16 protein-coding genes are annotated in these 16,954 nt (G+C 33.1%); 7 read left to right on the forward strand and 9 right to left on the reverse strand.

What is annotated here, in order from left to right; genetic code table 11:
* Positions 1-13: 13 nt before the first annotated feature.
* Positions 14-742, forward strand: coding sequence for a TrmH family RNA methyltransferase (locus tag BM053_RS06770; RefSeq protein WP_091475431.1), 729 nt, complete (start codon positions 14-16; stop codon positions 740-742).
* Here the strand turns inward: BM053_RS06770 and porT are convergent.
* The 9 genes from porT to BM053_RS06815 form a co-directional block, all read right to left on the reverse strand.
* Positions 739-1,449, reverse strand: a complete 711-nt coding sequence (gene porT, locus BM053_RS06775; RefSeq protein WP_091475433.1) for a type IX secretion/gliding motility protein PorT/SprT — start codon at positions 1,447-1,449, stop codon at positions 739-741. The two genes, BM053_RS06770 and porT, sit on opposite strands and share 4 nt — an antisense overlap.
* 23 nt (positions 1,450-1,472) lie before the next feature.
* The gene (gene ubiE / locus BM053_RS06780; protein WP_091475436.1) at positions 1,473-2,204 is read right to left on the reverse strand and encodes a bifunctional demethylmenaquinone methyltransferase/2-methoxy-6-polyprenyl-1,4-benzoquinol methylase UbiE; all 732 of its coding nucleotides are present in this window, start codon (positions 2,202-2,204) and stop codon (positions 1,473-1,475) included.
* Between the two features lie 542 nt (positions 2,205-2,746).
* Positions 2,747-3,235: a dihydrofolate reductase gene (locus BM053_RS06785; RefSeq protein ID WP_091475438.1), complete on the reverse strand. Its 489-nt coding sequence runs from the start codon at positions 3,233-3,235 to the stop codon at positions 2,747-2,749.
* Complete coding sequence (locus tag BM053_RS06790; protein ID WP_091475440.1) at positions 3,235-3,564, reverse strand: 2TM domain-containing protein; 330 nt, start codon at positions 3,562-3,564, stop codon at positions 3,235-3,237. The genes BM053_RS06785 and BM053_RS06790 overlap by 1 nt, the downstream gene beginning before the upstream one ends.
* A 65-nt stretch (positions 3,565-3,629) precedes the next feature.
* Entirely contained in the window at positions 3,630-4,595 is a 966-nt protein-coding gene (locus tag BM053_RS06795) for an energy transducer TonB (protein ID WP_091475441.1), read from the reverse strand.
* Positions 4,596-4,615: 20 nt separating this feature from the next.
* Positions 4,616-5,440: a thymidylate synthase gene (locus BM053_RS06800; RefSeq protein WP_091475443.1), complete on the reverse strand. Its 825-nt coding sequence runs from the start codon at positions 5,438-5,440 to the stop codon at positions 4,616-4,618.
* Between the two features lie 61 nt (positions 5,441-5,501).
* The gene (locus BM053_RS06805; protein ID WP_091475445.1) at positions 5,502-6,122 is read right to left on the reverse strand and encodes a bifunctional nuclease family protein; all 621 of its coding nucleotides are present in this window, start codon (positions 6,120-6,122) and stop codon (positions 5,502-5,504) included.
* Positions 6,123-6,299: 177 nt separating this feature from the next.
* Positions 6,300-7,268 (reverse strand): electron transfer flavoprotein subunit alpha/FixB family protein, encoded by a 969-nt coding sequence (locus BM053_RS06810; protein WP_091475448.1) that lies wholly within the window; start codon positions 7,266-7,268, stop codon positions 6,300-6,302.
* Positions 7,269-7,323: 55 nt separating this feature from the next.
* Complete coding sequence (locus BM053_RS06815; RefSeq protein WP_091475451.1) at positions 7,324-8,070, reverse strand: electron transfer flavoprotein subunit beta/FixA family protein; 747 nt, start codon at positions 8,068-8,070, stop codon at positions 7,324-7,326.
* Positions 8,071-8,270: 200 nt separating this feature from the next.
* Between BM053_RS06815 and BM053_RS06820 the strand changes: the two genes are divergently transcribed.
* The 6 genes from BM053_RS06820 (at position 8,271) to BM053_RS06845 (ending at position 16,920) form a co-directional block, all read left to right on the forward strand.
* Entirely contained in the window at positions 8,271-9,248 is a 978-nt protein-coding gene (locus tag BM053_RS06820; RefSeq protein ID WP_091475453.1) for a pyruvate dehydrogenase complex E1 component subunit beta, read from the forward strand.
* 143 nt (positions 9,249-9,391) lie between these two features.
* Positions 9,392-11,884 (forward strand): DUF5686 family protein, encoded by a 2,493-nt coding sequence (locus BM053_RS06825; protein WP_091475456.1) that lies wholly within the window; start codon positions 9,392-9,394, stop codon positions 11,882-11,884.
* 200 nt (positions 11,885-12,084) lie between these two features.
* Positions 12,085-12,693, forward strand: coding sequence for a DNA-3-methyladenine glycosylase family protein (locus BM053_RS06830; RefSeq protein WP_091475459.1), 609 nt, complete (start codon positions 12,085-12,087; stop codon positions 12,691-12,693).
* Between the two features lie 83 nt (positions 12,694-12,776).
* Entirely contained in the window at positions 12,777-13,307 is a 531-nt protein-coding gene (locus BM053_RS06835) for an inorganic diphosphatase (RefSeq protein ID WP_091475461.1), read from the forward strand.
* Positions 13,308-13,389: 82 nt separating this feature from the next.
* The gene (locus BM053_RS06840) at positions 13,390-14,259 is read left to right on the forward strand and encodes a T9SS type A sorting domain-containing protein (protein ID WP_167357313.1); all 870 of its coding nucleotides are present in this window, start codon (positions 13,390-13,392) and stop codon (positions 14,257-14,259) included.
* Between the two features lie 108 nt (positions 14,260-14,367).
* A complete protein-coding gene (locus tag BM053_RS06845; protein WP_091475645.1) occupies positions 14,368-16,920 on the forward strand; it encodes a sodium-translocating pyrophosphatase in 2,553 nt (850 codons plus the stop codon).
* Positions 16,921-16,954 lie beyond the last annotated feature (34 nt).

Raw genomic sequence — 16,954 nt, forward strand, 5'->3', positions numbered from 1 at the left:
AATACACTTTTTTATGGTTAGTAAAAACCAAATAAAACTTATAACGAGTTTAGTTCAAAAAAAATATAGGAAACAACACCAATTATTTTTTGCCGAAGGCACAAAAGTGATTCAGGAATTGTTGCAATCTAATTTCGAATTAGAACATCTATACATTACTAAACCCATGTTTCCTGATGTTTCAGAATCAAAAAAAACAATTATTTCTGATTCTGATTTAAAAAAAATAACTGCATTGACTACAGCTAATGATTGTTTGGCAGTTTTTAGAATCCCACAGGAAAAACAAATAATAAACAACGGATTGATAGTTGCGTTAGACGATATCCGTGATCCTGGAAACTTAGGTGCAATAATACGTTTGTGCGATTGGTTTGGGATTACTCAAATTGTTTGTTCCGAACAAACTGTCGATGTGTATAATCCTAAAGTAGTACAAGCCACAATGGGATCTGTCGCTAGAGTAAATATTACATATTTAGGTTTAGAATCGTATTTAGCCGAAGCAAAAACAGAAATTTTTGGAACTTTTATGGATGGCGAAAATGTATATAAAATGCAATTACCCACTTCTGGAATTATAGTTTTAGGTAACGAAGCCAACGGAATTTCTAAAATAATTGAAGAAAAAGTAACACAGAAAATTGCTATTCCTCGTTTTGGAAACCTACAACTTACCGAAAGTCTTAATGTCGCAACAGCAACAGCAATTGTTTTGAGCGAATTTAAGAGAAATTGTTAGTGGAAAGCGAAGTTTATAAAAATGCCTCGAGTCGCAATTTTATCTATATTTCCTGTCCAAGGACTGTTTGGGTCATTGTCTGGGATTAATTCGTTTTTCGTTCCAAAAACACCTCTTATAGAAGGCGAAAATTTAAAATATTCGAAATATAAATCTATTCCAAGCCCCATTTCGTAATTACTGGTTTTTTTTACCATTCGGAATCTATTGCTCGAATTATCGTCTGGCGAGTTGGCGTTACTAGATAAATTCATATCCCACGAAAGACCGCCAAGTACATAAGGTCTAACATTTCCGATTCTTTTTGATGAAAATTTTAGCAATAACGGAAAATGAATATAAGTAGATTTTACCTCACGAAGCGCATCAACATTATCTGTAATATGAGGAAAACGCAAATTTCTCTGACCATAATACAATCCAGGTTCAAAACGCAAATCGACATAATCTGTTAGGCGCAAATTGGTTATTAATCCAACATTAAAACCAGTTTGACTATCTACAATAATATCTTCGTCGTCGTATTTTTTGTCGATTTTAAAATCATAATTATTAAAACCCAAATAAAACCCAAAATGCACTCTTTGTTTATCGAAATTTTCAAGATTTACAAGCGCTTTTTTTGCAAACATGCTTTTGCTAAAAACCTGTGCGTTACTAACGGTTGAAGTTATAATTATTAATATTAATAAGAGTTTTTTACTCATTTTGTGAATGATCAATTGTATAATTATTTTTTAGAAGCCGAATAAATGGTTGCTACGCCAAATGTTTGCGGCAAATGCTTTACATCTATAAACCCAATTTTTTGTAAAATATTGTTCAGTTTTTCTCCGTAAGGAAAAATAGAAGCCGAATCCGACAAATATTGATACGCTACTTTGTCTTTAGAGAACATTTTGCCAATAATTGGTAAAACGTTTTTAGTGTAGAAACGGTAACCTTGTTTGAAAGGAAATTTCTCAGGAACTGATGTTTCTAAAATGACAAAAATACCATTTGGTTTTAGGACACGTAATATTTCGGCAAGTCCGATTTCTAGATTTTCAAAATTTCTAATCCCAAAAGCAACCGTTACTGCATCGAAAGCGTTGTCATCGAAAGGAATTTTTTCTGAATCGCCTAGAATCATTTCTATTTTATCAGATAAATTTTTGTGGGCTATTTTTTGTTTTCCTACTTCGAGCATTCCTGCCGAAATATCTAATCCTATAATTTTCTCAGCATTTGTATTAGATAACAAAATGGCCAAGTCGCCTGTTCCTGTAGCAATATCTAGAATGTTATTTGGATTTTTAGCCGCAATCATTTTTAGGATTTTTTTGCGCCATTTTACATCGACACCAAACGAGATTACTCTATTCAGGTTGTCGTATTTTGACGAAATGGTATCAAACATTTTTGCGACCTGTTCTTTCTTTCCAAGTTCAGAATCTTTGTACGGTTTTGTGCTAATAGACATAAAAAATATTTTAGCAAATATAAAATTAAATTCCGAATGTTTAGAAAATGGTAAATCATCGGTAAATTAAACTTTTTTGTCGCATTTCTAACTAAAATTAGGTATATGCAAAAATACCAAATATCTGGTATTGTGGGGTTTGTTGTGTTTTTTTAAATTTACTATCTAATTAAGTTCTTTCGATGATTGTTATCTAATGATCTTAGATTAATGTAATGAGTTAGCACAATTTGTTACATTTCTTCATCAGAATCGGCAATTGTTTTTTTTCAATTGTAATTAAAAGTGCACAAACGTTCTTTGGTTAAATTTGTTTTTGGAAATTTTAGTTTTTTCTGTACTTTCTTAGTGGTATTTGGGGGTACAACGTTATAGAATTTTTTCCGTTTTTTATTGGCTAATATAAGTTTAGTTGAACAATAGAAAACAAAATAGATTTTGACTGTCGAATTAGATTTTTTATCAAAACAGCTTATTAGCATAAAAAACACTTCATTTCTGAGGTGTTTTTTTGGTTTTAAAAATTCCTGCGATTATTTGAATTAGATAATTTTCTTATAAGTTTCGAAAGCAAAAGAATGGTCGTGCTTCTCGTCTTTATCATGAAATTGAGAAGAAACCAACTCCCATTTTGTTGAATCTATTGTTGGGAAAAAAGCATCGGCATCAAAAGTATTGTGTACACGTGTGAGCTCGATACAATCAGCCATATTTATAGATTGTTTGTAAATTTCGCCACCGCCAATAATAAAAATTGTTTCGTTTTTTGGGCAAATGGCTATGGCTTTTTCGATAGAATCGACTACAAAACAACCGTCGGGAACACTGTAATTCTTGTTTCGAGTAATGACAATATGAGTTCGATTGGGTAATGGTTTTGGAAAACTTTCGAAGGTTTTTCTTCCCATAATAATATAATGACCTGAAGTTAAGGCTTTAAATCTTTTGAAATCATCAGGTAAGTGCCAAATTATTTGGTTGTCTTTTCCTAATTCATTGTTCTCGCCAGCAGCTGCAATAATTGTAATCATTAATTATTATTTTGGTCTAAATCTTTTTGTAGTTGTTCTATTTTTCGCTCTTGTTTGGCAATGAGCTTGTCTATTTGTGTGCGTTCCCAGTTTTTGTTCATAAAACTATCGGTAATAAAAACCCGAATAAAATGCAAGACAAACAAAAAACTTAAAATAGTAATTACCCATAAAAACCAATGTGTTTCTGGGTAAACTCCCAATAATTTATTTATAATTATAGAAAATATACTGAGCAATACAAAGAAAACAAAATGATAATACAGTCGTTTTTTTTGCTTCAAACGTTGTCTGGCATATTCGTATTGTTCGTGTTGAGTGTTTTCCATAAAAACTTATTTTAAGGATTTAAAGATAGAATTTAAATTTGAATTGTGTTTTTTTTTCGATTTTATTAATCGTCATTCTGGAAGTTAAGATTTATTGGCAATGAAAATTTAATTTTTTGCTTAATTCCTCTATACTCTCCAGGCGTCCAAAGATTACTAGTTGTTTTAATTAATCGAATTGCTTCAGTATCTAAATCTGTTTCTAGGGATTGAATGATTTTTATGTCTTCAATCTCTCCTCCAACACCTATAGTAAATCCTAAAAATATTTTTCCTTTTATGCTTTTTTGAATAGATGGTGTTTTATAGTTATGCGCAATGTACATTCCAAATGCGTGCATTCCTCCTATAAATTCAGGCGGTTTGTTTATTTCTAAATAGCCAAATTCTATGTTTAGAGCATCTCGGCTTACTCCTCCCATAAATTTGCCCAATTCATATTTTTCAACAAATTGAATCTTATATCTTAAATCAATGCCTTTCCAAATACCATCTTTAAAACCTCCGTTTATTTCTCCTCTCGAATTTTCGAATTCACCACGTTCGATCATAAATCCATTTCCTTCAACAATTTTTTGATTTTCATTTTCGTCCCAATAGGAAATTATCTTTATAACGGACTCTTTATTTAAATTATCTTTTGTTATCTGTGTGTATTCTCCATCAATCTCCTTTTTTCCATTTTCATATAATGAAAAATAATTGCCAGTTGGATTATTATTTTCATTGTTATAGTTTGTTACACTTTTTAAATTTCCCGATTCATAAAATTCTTTGTGTTGTCCTATTTTTAATCTCCCAGATTTGCTATGGGAAAAACCTTGATGTTTTATATGATTATTTAAGTAATAATCAACTATTTCGTATTTGTCCTTTTCTAGCGCGTAATCTTTAATTATTCGATAATATTTATAGCTTTCTTCAGTTGTTTCTTGATTTAAAGAATCTAAAAATATTTTTTTGTCATTATTATCTTGAGCAAAAAGGGAAGATGCAAAAAGTGAAAATATAATAAAAAGGTAATTTTTCATGTGTGGGTTTTAATGATTTTTTATACAGCAACCGCTCCTTTTATATGAGCATGTGCTTCGTAACCTTCTAGTGTAAAATCTTCAAATTTAAAATCGAAAATATTTTTCACTTCAGGATTTAAAATCATTTTTGGTAATGGTAATGGCTCACGAGATAATTGCAGTTCAACTTGTTCGAAATGATTGTTATAAATGTGTGCGTCGCCAAAAGTGTGAATAAATTCTCCCAATTGCAAATCGCAAACTTGAGCAAGCATCATTGTAAATAATGCGTAAGAAGCAATGTTAAAAGGAACTCCCAAGAAAATATCGGCACTACGCTGGTATAGCTGACAAGATAATTTTCCTTCGGAAACATAAAACTGAAAAAAAGCATGACAAGGAGGTAAAGCTACTTTTCCGTTGGCTACATTCTCTGCAAATGATTTAGTAGTGTCTGGTAAAACTGAAGGATTCCAAGCAGAAATTAACATTCTACGACTGTTTGGGTTGGTTTTTAGAGTGTCTATCAATTCGGTGATTTGGTCAATTTCTTCGCTATTCCAATTGCGCCATTGGTGTCCGTAAACAGGTCCTAATTCGCCATTTTCGTTTGCCCAATCGTCCCAAATTTTTACTCCATTTTCTTGTAAATATGCAATATTTGTTTCTCCTTTCAGAAACCAAAGCAATTCGTGAATAATAGATTTTAGATGTAGTTTTTTGGTCGTAACCATAGGAAAACCATCGGCTAAATCGAAACGCATTTGGTAACCAAAAACACTTTTTGTTCCTGTTCCTGTTCTGTCGCCTTTTTGTGTTCCGTTGTCTAGAACGTGTTTTACTAAATCTAAATATTGCTTCATCGTTGTTGATTCGGTTATTTGTTGATTTGGTTATTTGTTGATTCGAATAACCAAATCCACATTATAATTCTCTTTTCGAGATTTCGTCTCTTATTTTGGCTGCTTTTTCGTAATCTTCATCATTTACAGCAGTTTCTAACATTTCATGAAGTTCCGATAAACTGTGTTTTGAAAACAAATTTTTACTGTCGTTACTTTCTTCTAAAAAAGGTTCGGAAGCAGAAAGTACGCTATCTAAGTCATGTTCTAGATTTTCTGAATCTGGATTTATTTTTAGATAAATTCCTGCTTTGTCTAAGATGTTTTTGTAAGTAAAAATTGGTGCGTTAAAACGTAGTGCTAGTGCAATAGCATCGGAAGTTCTGGCATCGATAATTTCTTCAATTTTATCACGTTCACAAATCATGCTGGAGTAAAAAACGCCATCTACTAATTTGTGAATAATAACTTGTTTGATTACAATATCAAATCTATCTGCAAAGGATTTAAACAAATCATGAGTCAGTGGGCGAGGTGGTTTTATCTCTTTTTCGAGAGCAATTGCGATTGATTGTGCTTCGAAAGCGCCAATTACAATTGGTAATTTTCGGTCGCCATCTACTTCATTCAAAATAAGTGCGTAGGCACCGTTTTGTGTCTGACTGTATGATATTCCTTTTATTGTTAGTTTTACTAAACTCATCTTTGGATTTTAGATTTGCTTCGCCAATTCGCTGGCGCTTGGATCAGATTTTAGATTTATTAAAATAACCTAAAATTTGTATTGCAAAGTAACAAAAAACTTTTGCTTCTTAAAAGAAAAAACTACCTAATAAAATAATTAGATAGTTTTTTTTGATTGTAATTTTCTAATTGAAAACTAGCTATTTTGTGCTTTAAAAGCTTTTAATTTTTCGGTTAATCTTGGAAGAATATCGAAAGCATCTCCTACAATTCCGTAATCGGCAACTTTGAAGAAAGGTGCATCAGCATCAGCATTGATAACTACTTTTACTTTTGATGAGTTGATTCCTGCAATGTGCTGAATAGCTCCAGAAATTCCTACTGCGATATATAAATTTGTCGCTACAGGTTTTCCGGTTTGTCCTACGTGCTCACTGTGAGGTCTCCAACCCAAGTCAGAAACTGGTTTAGAGCAAGCGGTTGCAGCTCCTAAAACAGCGGCTAAATCTTCGATTAATCCCCAATTTTCTGGTCCTTTAAGACCACGACCACCTGAAACTACTACGTCAGCATCGGCAATGGTTACTTTTCCGGATCCTTTTTCTACAGACTGTACTTTGACACCAAAATCGGCATCAGAAATACTTGGAGCAAAATCTTCGGCAGCGGCTGAACCAGTATTCTCGAAAACTCCGTAAGAGTTTTTACCTAAACACAATACTTTTACATCAGTATTTATTTCGGTGATATTGAAAGCTTTGTTAGAAAAAGCATTTCTTTTTACTTGAAACGGTGACATGTTTACTGGTAATCCAACTATGTTTGAAGCAAAACCTGCGTCAAGCGCTACCGATACTAATGGTGCAAGGTATAAACTGTCTGTTGATGAAGATAACAAAACTAATTTTGCACTTTCTTTTTGAGCTGCTTGTTTGATGGCATCGGCGTAAGCTTTTGCTGTAAAATTAGCCAATTTATCGTTGGTAACTTTTAGTACTTTATCTACTCCGTATTTTGCAAGTTCTGAAACATCGCTCATGTTTACAGTGATTGCTGTAACGGTTTGTCCTGTTGTTTCTGCAATTTTTTTAGCATAAGAAGCCAATTCGAAAGCTACTTTCTTAAATTTTCCTTCTGCTGATTCTGCGTATATTAATATTGACATAATAATTTTAGATTTTAGATTAACGATTTTAGATTTTTGAAATGAATCAACAACCTTAAATCACCTTTGCTTCGTTGTGTAATAAGTTGATTAATTCGTCTAAATTGTCAGGACTTATTAACTTTACAGCTGATTTTTCGGCAGGCTTTTCAAACTTGACTGCTTTAGTTTCTGATGCTGCACTAATAGGTTCAAGAATTGTTAATGCTTTAGTTCTGGCAGTCATAATTCCTCTCATGTTAGGAATACGCAAATCTTTTTCTTCTACCAATCCTTTTTGACCACCAACTATTAATGGTAAAGTGGTTGCAACGATTTCTTTTCCACCATCGATTTCGCGAGATGCTTTTGCATTATTTCCATCGATAGTAAGTTCGGTACAAGAATTTACAAAATTCATGCCTAATATTCCAGCAATCATCCCTGGAACCATACCGCCATTATAATCTAATGATTCTCTACCTGCAATAACAAGGTCGTAACCACCAGTTTTTATGACTTCAGCTAATTGTTTTGCTACAAAAAAACCATCAGTTGGATTGGCATTAATACGAATCGCTTCGTTTGCACCAATAGCTAATGCTTTTCTTAAAGTAGGCTCAGTATCTGGACCACCAACATTTACAACAGTTACGTTTGCACCTTGTTGTTCTTGAAACCAGATGGCTCTTGTTAAACCAAATTCATCATTTGGGTTAATTACAAATTGTACCCCATTGGTGTCAAATTCTGAATCACCATTGGTAAAATTAATTTTTGAAGTAGTATCAGGAACGTGGCTGATGCAAACTAATATTTTCATGTTCTTTATCTTAAATTGAAACACAAAAATAAGATATTTATTTTAAATAAAATACTATGCATGCATAATATTTTATTAAAACTATTTCATTTTCGAAATGATTATTTCAATAAATTGAAGTATCAATACATAATTATGCTTTTATATGATTTTTAATTTTTACTTTTGCTGTTCAATTTTACAGATATACATCAAAATATATGAGAACGATACAATTTAGAGAAGCCATTTGTGAAGCCATGAGCGAAGAAATGCGTCGCGACGAATCAGTTTACTTAATGGGTGAAGAAGTTGCCGAATATAACGGTGCATACAAAGCTTCGAAAGGAATGTTAGACGAATTTGGAGCAAAAAGAGTCATCGATACACCAATTGCAGAGCTTGGTTTTGCAGGTATTGCAGTAGGTTCAGCTATGAACGGTTGTCGTCCTATTGTTGAGTATATGACTTTCAATTTCTCGCTAGTTGGTATCGATCAGATTATCAATAATGCAGCAAAAATGCGTCAAATGAGTGCAGGGCAATTCCCAATGCCAATGGTTTTTCGTGGGCCAACTGCTTCGGCGGGACAATTGGGAGCGACACACTCGCAAGCTTTCGAAAACTGGTTTGCTAATACACCAGGGCTAAAAGTTGTTGTGCCTAGTACTGTTTATGATGCAAAAGGTTTGCTAAAAGCGGCTATTCGTGATAATGATCCTGTGATTTTTATGGAATCAGAGCAAATGTACGGTGACAAAGGAGAAGTACCAGAAGGAGATTATATTATTCCACTTGGTGTTGCCGATATTAAACGTGCAGGAACTGATGTAACGATTGTGTCTTTTGGTAAAATCATCAAAGAAGCGCATCACGCTGCTGACGAATTAGAAAAAGAAGGAATTTCATGCGAAATTATCGATTTGCGTACTGTTCGTCCAATGGATTATGAAACTATTTTAACTTCTGTTAAAAAAACAAATAGATTAGTAGTTCTTGAAGAAGCGTGGCCTTTTGCTTCTGTAGCTTCAGAAATTACTTATATCGTACAAGAACGTGCTTTCGATTTTCTTGATGCGCCAATACAAAGAATCACTACTGCCGATACACCTGCGCCATATTCACCAACTTTACTAAAAGAATGGTTGCCTAATGCACAAGATGTTATAAAAGCGGTTAAAAAAGTAATGTATAAATAGACTGGATTAGATTGTTAGACAATTAGACTTCTTAGATTACACAAAGTCTAACAATCTAAGTAGTCTAATTGTCTAACAATCTAAAAAAAAACTATATTTGAAACTTCATCATTAATTGATGAAGTTTTTTATTTGAAATGTGTATGAAAAAAATATTTATAATCTTCGGTTTTTTACTTTCAATAAGTAACATTGCACAAACTAAAGTGAGTGGTGTCATTTATGACGATACCAATGCAACAGTTCCTTATGCAAATTTATGTTTCAAAGGAACTAGAGAATGTGTCACGTCCGACGAAAACGGAAGGTTTTATTTAGAATCTGATTCTGATAGAAAAATATTATCAGTGTCTTATGTAGGTTTTCAAAACAAAGATATTGTTCTTACCAAAGCGGTAAATTATGACATGAAAATTTATTTTTCGGGAGCAAATACGTTAGATGAAGTTAAAATATTTTCAGGAAAAACCTCTAAAAAGAACAATCCGGCACTTGATATTCTTCGAAAAATTTGGGAACGCAAGCGTAAGAACGGTTTGCATCAGTTTAACCAATATCAAATGAATAAATATGAAAAAGTAGAGTTTGATATGAATACTATCGATTCTGCTTTCATGAAAAATAGGGTTTTCAAAGGATTGGAATTTATTTTCAAACAAATAGATACTTCAAAAGTAACAGGAAAAACATACTTGCCCATTTTTATAAACGAATCATTATCGGAAGTTTATGGAGATAACACAAATGGGAAAACAAAAGAAATTTTAAAAGCCAACAAAAATTCAGGAATTGGCGAAGGAAATGGAGTTGATACTTTTATAAAAGATTTGTATTCAGAATATGATATTTATGATAATTATCTAAACTTCTTCGATAAGAATTTTGTGAGTCCGTTGTCTAAAACGGGAATTAATACATATAGTTACGTGTTAAGCGACAGTACATTTATAGATAAAAAATGGTGTTATAATATTGTGTTTTATCCACGCAGAAAAAATGAACTGACTTTCAAAGGAGATTTCTGGGTAAATGACACCACATTTGCCATCAAGAAAATAAACCTTACTGCTTCAAAAAGTGCCAATATAAACTGGGTAAAAGATATTTACATCGAACAAGAATTTGATGTGCTAAATGATTCTGTTTTTCTTCTAAAACGAGATCACATGATGTCAGATTTTGCTTTAAACAAAAAAGAAAAATCGAAAGGTGTTTACGGAAAAAGAACCACTTTATACAGCGATCATAAATTTAACGAAGTAAAACCAGACAAGTTTTACAAAGACGATGTAAATAATTATGATCAATCAGTTTATACAAAGTCCGATGAGTATTGGCAAGAAAATCGAGCAGAAACTTTAAATAAAGACGAAGCTGGAGTTTACAAAATGCTCGATACGCTAAAAACTGTCAAAAAATTCAAGCAATTGTATAATATAGTTTCTATACTTGGAAGCGGTTATATAAACAAAGGAATTATCGATTATGGACCAATATTTTCCATATTTGGGTACAATGATGTCGAAGGTCAAAGACTTAGAGTAGGAGGAAGAACTTACTTTAATACAAACGATCCTTGGAGAATTCAGGCTTATACGGCTTACGGATTTAAAGATAATAAATTCAAATATGGAGTTTCAGGAAAATGGATGGTCGATAAGAAAAATCGAATCATACTTTCTGGAGGAAACCGTCGTGATGTAGAGCAAATAGGTGTAAGTTTAACCACTTCAAACGATGTTTTGGGACGTAGTTTTGCTTCCTCATCATTTTTTGCAAGTGGAGATAATAGCAAATTAACCAATGTAAATTTAAGCTCTTTTGCTGCTGAGATTGAACCCGTAAAAGATTTAATCTTCCAAACAGGGTTTTCGTTCCGAACTTTAGAATCGGCATCGCCAACATTTAGTTTAGATTATTACACAGATTTGCCAAGCGTTTCTAACCCAACAGGAACTATAAAATCCGATGTAAGGCAAGCCGAAATCACAATAGGAGCGGACTTTACACCTGGTAGAAAAACAGTAGGTTATGGGGTCGAACGATTAGAAGTAGACAACAATTATTCGCGAGTATTTGTAAATTATAGTCAAGGTTTCAAAGGCGTTTTTAACAGCGATTTCGAGTACCAAAAACTGCAATTATATTACCGCCAACCAATATATATGGGCGGAATGGGACGATTGTTCTCTACAGTCGAAGTAGGAAAAGTATTTGGCGAAGTACCTTTAGGATTGCTAGCCGTAGTGCCAGGAAATCAGTCGTATTTCGTGATAGACAACACGTATAATCTAATGAATTATTATGAATTTGTAACCGACCAATACGCCTCATTACATTTAGAACAACATTTCAATGGTCGAATTTTCTCAAGAATTCCATTTATGAAAAAACTAAATTGGAGAGAAATCGTAGGTGTAAAGGCAGTTTACGGAAACGTTTCCGATGAGAACAGAGCCATAAACGCTTCTGGATTAAATTACCAAGCACCAACAAATGGCTACTGGGAATACCACGCGGGAATAGGGAATATTTTCAAATGTTTCCGTATCGATTTTGCATGGCGAGGTAGTTATTTAGAACTTCCAGAAGCCAAAAGATTCACCGTAAAAGGTTCTTTCGGGTTTTATTTCTAGGAGCTATTTCCAGCTATGCGCTATATCTTTTCCTTGCTAAAGGAGCAAGAAAAAGGATATCGCTACTATCTGGGCTATTATCAAGATTGTCATTCAAAAGAACATAGTTCAAAATTCAACATTAAAGAGCTAAAACTTAAAATGACTTTACAGTCTTATATGGTTCAAATATTTAAAATTTAAAAAAGGCTGAATTAATTATGCAACAAGCCATCAATTATCTATCAGAAAAAGACACGATTTTCAAAACCATAATCGAGCAATACGGAATTCCAGTAATTCCTTCACGACCACAAGGATTTGAAACATTGGCATTGCTAATTCTTGAGCAACAAGTTTCTATCGATTCGGCAAAAGCAACTTATTTAAAATTAAGAAACAAAGTTCAAGATTTTCAACCCAAAAACTTATTGTCACTTCCTGACGAAGAATATAGGAAGTGTGGAGTAAGCCGACAAAAAACAAAATACATCAAATGCCTTTCGGAAGCCATTCTAGACAAACAAATTATTTTAGAAAGTTTGCCTAACAAAACAGCACAAGAAGTCCGAGAAGAACTCATCAAAATAAAAGGTATTGGCAACTGGACGATCGATGTGTATTTAATGTTTTCTTTGCAAGAAAAAGATATTATTCCATTGGGTGATGTTGCGGTGGTTAATACAATAAAGGAATTATTAGATATTCAGGACAAGCAAGAAATGGAAATTTATGCCCAAAATTGGGCTCCGTATCGTTCTATGGCAACGTTTTTACTTTGGCATCATTATCTGCAAAAACGCAATCGAAAAATCACTTATCAGTATTAAAATTATTTTTAGAGAAAAAATCACTAATTTCTAACTTTTAATTTCTAACTTTTTATTACTTTTGCACCCTCAAAAAAAAGAAAATGACAGCAGATAAAGTACAAACTTTCGACGTTTTAGTCGAAATCCCAAGAGGAAGTAGAAACAAATACGAATACGATTTCGATTTAAAAAGAATGCGTTTCGACCGTATGTTGTTCTCATCTATGATGTATCCAGCAGATTACGGTTTTATTCCAGAAACACTAGCTTTAGACGGTGATCCATTAGATGTATTGGTATTGGTAACAAAACCTACATTTCCTGGTTGTGTAATCGAAGTAAAACCTATTGGTGTTTTCCACATGGCAGACGACAAAGGACCAGACGAAAAAATAATTTGTGTACCAGTTTCTGACCCAATTTGGAATACATTAAACGATTTGTCTGACATAAACGGACATTTATTAAAAGAAATCGAACACTTTTTCCAAGTTTACAAAGATCTCGAAAACAAGAAGGTTGATGTAGAAGGTTGGGGAGATGTAAAAGAAGCAAGAGAAATTATCAGACAATGTGTAGAGCGTTTTGAAGCTATCGAAAACAAGCCAGAAGGATTGTTTAGTATCAAATAAAGAAGCAATAAATCTCTATGATTTAGGGATTTTTATAACAAAAGGCATTAGATTTGTATAAATTAATCTAATGCCTTTTTTTATGACAAAAAAATACTTTTTACTTATAGCAGCAATTTTTAGTTTTGAATTTGCTTCAGCTCAAACTCTCAGTTCGGCTCCAATCTTGACATTTACAAACAATACTGGTATATCCTCAGATAATATTGCTAGTGATGGCGATGGCGGATCTGTAAATATTTCAGATATTGACATTCAAATTTATAATATTTCAGATGTAAATGGAACATTCCTAAATCAGTTATCTTGGGAAAATAATGGTTTTTTAGCAAGTAGTAATAGTTCTTTTTCTGGATTAACTAGAAATGATGGAGGACCTTCAATAGGTTCAAAAGGAATGCTTATTAAATCTGTAAGCGGAAGTGAATTTAAACTTAATCAGTTTGTTTATTACAATTGGGGAGAAACATCTTCAACTATAATTACTGTAAAAGGGTATAAAAATAATATTGAAGTAGCTTCAACTACTTTTCAAGCTTATGATGGTGGAGTTTATGCTCCAATGGCCATAACATTAAATACAGCTTTTAACGATGTAGATGAAGTTCGGTTTTATATTTCTGCTGGAGGATATGCTGGCAATCAATCACACACTAATCATAGTATTAATTCTATTCAAGTTAGTGCTCCAGTATTGAGTACAAATGATTTTGAATTAAATTCTAAAATAAAAATTTATCCAAATCCTGCAACAAATAATGTTCTTATTGATTTTCAAGATTTAGACCATACAAATGTGGAGGTTTCGGATAGTAACGGTCGAGTGTTATTTACTCAAAAATTAAGTAATAACTCAAATACAATTAATATTGATAATTTATCTTCTGGAATATATTTGTTTAAAGTAAGTTCTAACCAAGGAATTAAAACAAGTAAAGTAATAAAGTACTAAGTTTTTAAAATAAATAAATTTAAAAAGCAACATTTTGTAAAGAATGTTGCTTTTTTGTTTGTTTTTGTTAAATTTACCAAAACTAAATTACTAACCAATAATAATTTTATGAATACAATAATGATTTATGTGCCAATAATTATGGCAATCATCGGATTGATTTTTATGGCAATCAAAAGAAGTTGGGTATTAAAACAAGATGCTGGGGATGGGAAAATGAAAGAAATTTCAGATTACATCTACGAAGGTGCATTGGCTTTCCTAAAAGCAGAATACCGATTATTAGCCATATTTGTAGTTCTTGCAAGTATCGTTTTAGCGGGAATTACTTTTATTCCAGGAGTACATACACATTTATTTATAGTAGTTGCTTTTGTTTTTGGAGCTTTCTTTTCAGCTTTAGCAGGAAATATGGGAATGAAAATCGCTACAAAAACCAATGTTAGGACAACACAAGCTGCTCGTACGAGTTTACCCCAAGCCTTAAAAGTTTCTTTTGGTGGTGGAACCGTAATGGGATTGGGAGTTGCTGGTTTAGCCGTTTTGGGTTTAACATCTTTCTTTATTTTCTTTTTCCACTTCTTTATGAACGGGGTTTGGACATCTACTGAAGACATGACGATTGTTTTGGAAACACTAGCTGGTTTCTCTCTTGGAGCGGAATCTATCGCATTATTTGCTCGTGTTGGTGGAGGTATTTATACTAAAGCTGCCGATGTTGGTGCTGATTTAGTTGGTAAAGTTGAAGCTGGAATTCCAGAAGATGATCCAAGAAATCCTGCTACAATTGCAGATAATGTTGGAGATAATGTAGGTGACGTTGCCGGAATGGGTGCCGATTTATTTGGTTCTTATGTAGCAACAGTTTTAGCAGCGATGGTTTTGGGTAATTATATTATTAAAGACCAAATTGGTGGAAAAATTATGGATGCTTTTGGTGGAATCGGACCAATTTTATTACCGATGTCAATTGCAGGTTTTGGAATTTTATTTTCTATCATCGGAACAATGATTGTAAAAATATCAGATGACAATGCAAAAGAAGCACAAGTACAAAAAGCATTAAATATTGGAAACTGGGTTTCTATTATCTTAACCGCTATTTCTTGTTATTTCTTAGTACAATATATGTTGCCAGAAACTATGAAAATGAGCTTCTTTGGTGAAGGATTGAAAGATATTTCTTCAATGAGGGTGTTTTATGCCACTTTAGTTGGATTGGTAGTTGGTGGAGCAATTTCTTCAGTAACAGAATACTATACAGGATTAGGTACAAATCCAGTAATGGCAATTGTTCAAAAATCTTCAACTGGAGCAGGAACAAACGTAATTGCAGGATTGGCAACAGGAATGATTTCTACATTTCCAACAGTTTTAATCTTTGCAGCGGCCATTTGGTCTTCTTATGCTTTGGCAGGATTTTATGGTGTGGCTTTAGCTGCTTCGGCAATGATGGCAACTACAGCAATGCAATTAGCAATTGACGCTTTTGGACCAATTTCTGATAACGCTGGTGGAATCGCCGAAATGAGCGAATTACCAAAAGAAGTTCGTACAAGAACAGATATTTTAGATTCAGTTGGTAACACAACTGCTGCAACTGGTAAAGGTTTTGCAATTGCTTCGGCGGCATTAACATCATTGGCATTATTCGCTGCGTATGTTACTTTTACAGGAATTGACGGAATCAATATTTTCAAAGCACCAGTTTTAGCAATGTTATTCGTTGGTGGAATGATTCCTGTAGTTTTCTCTGCATTGGCAATGAATTCTGTTGGAAAAGCAGCGATGGATATGGTTTATGAAGTACGTCGTCAGTTTAAAGAAATTCCAGGAATTATGGAAGGAACTGGAAAACCAGAATACGCAAAATGTGTCGATATTTCTACAAAAGCAGCTTTACGTGAAATGATGTTGCCTGGAATCATGACAATTGGTTTCCCAATTGCAATTGTATTATTAGGATTGGTAGTTTATGGAGACAATCACCAATTAATTGCTGAAATGTTAGGTGGATATATGGCCGGAGTTACTGTTTCTGGTGTACTTTGGGCTATTTTTCAAAACAATGCTGGTGGCGCTTGGGATAATGCTAAAAAATCTTTCGAAGCTGGAGTTATGATTAACGGTGAAATGACTTATAAAGGTTCTGATGCTCACAAAGCTGCGGTAACTGGAGATACTGTTGGAGATCCATTTAAAGATACTTCTGGACCATCGATGAATATATTAATCAAATTGACTTGTTTAATTGGATTGGTAATTGCACCTATTTTAGGAAATGGGAGTCATTCAGAAACTTCTGCAAAATCTGCTTGTTGTGCTTCAGAAGTTAAAACTGAAATTAAATCTTGTGCTGCTTCAAAATGCGACATGACTAAAATGGCAACTATGACCAAAGATGAATGCGCTAAAATGTGCGAAGAAAAAGGTTGTACTGCTGAAGAAAAAGCTGAATGTATGTCACATTATGATGAAGCAGGAAAATTTAAAGGAGAAGTAAAACAAGAAATTTCTAAACAAGTAATGATTGAAAAATCTACCGAAAATGGTAAGACAAAAGCAAATGTTACTACTGTTGTAAACGGGATTTCAACTTCGCAAGTTTTTGAAGGAACAGAAGCAGAAGTTCAAGCTAAAATTGATGCTTTAAAGAAATAATTCTTTTAGTTTATACAAAAAAAAAATGCCTCAC

The sequence above is a fragment of the Flavobacterium swingsii genome (genome assembly GCF_900111965.1).
Taxonomy (GTDB): domain Bacteria; phylum Bacteroidota; class Bacteroidia; order Flavobacteriales; family Flavobacteriaceae; genus Flavobacterium; species Flavobacterium swingsii.